Source organism: Profundicola chukchiensis (assembly GCF_029664245.1).
Lineage (GTDB): Bacteria > Bacteroidota > Bacteroidia > Flavobacteriales > Weeksellaceae > Profundicola > Profundicola chukchiensis.
In genome coordinates this window covers 1-294 of record NZ_JANAIE010000031.1, presented here as the reverse complement: position 1 = coordinate 294, position 294 = coordinate 1, and the positions used below count along the sequence as shown (strand labels likewise).

General features: G+C 34.0%; 1 protein-coding gene. It reads right to left on the bottom strand.

The annotated features are described in order from the left end of the window. Window positions 1–294, bottom strand: a 294-nt coding sequence (locus NLM59_RS11570; protein ID WP_304417937.1) for a hypothetical protein, incomplete at both ends; no start/stop codon positions are given.

Sequence of the window (294 nt, the reverse complement as noted above, 5' to 3'; positions counted from 1 at the left end):
TCTTGTCCTCTAGTAATTTATCTACAGCGTCAGATTTGGCTTGTAGCTGTGTTAAGGTTTTTTCGTTGAGCTCTCCTGTTGGAATATAGGCTTCTTCAAAAAATGGAATATCTGGCTCTTCTTCGTTGTAATTAAGTCCAATAAAAGAGAGCAATCTAAATATACTTCTCAGACAAATTAAGGCTTCTTGATTACTTACCTTTTTACCATGGGCCGCATTGTTACCTATTCTTCTAACAAGTGTAAGCTCGTTTAATAAAGAGATTTTTATATCATTCTTAAAAGAATCGTGAT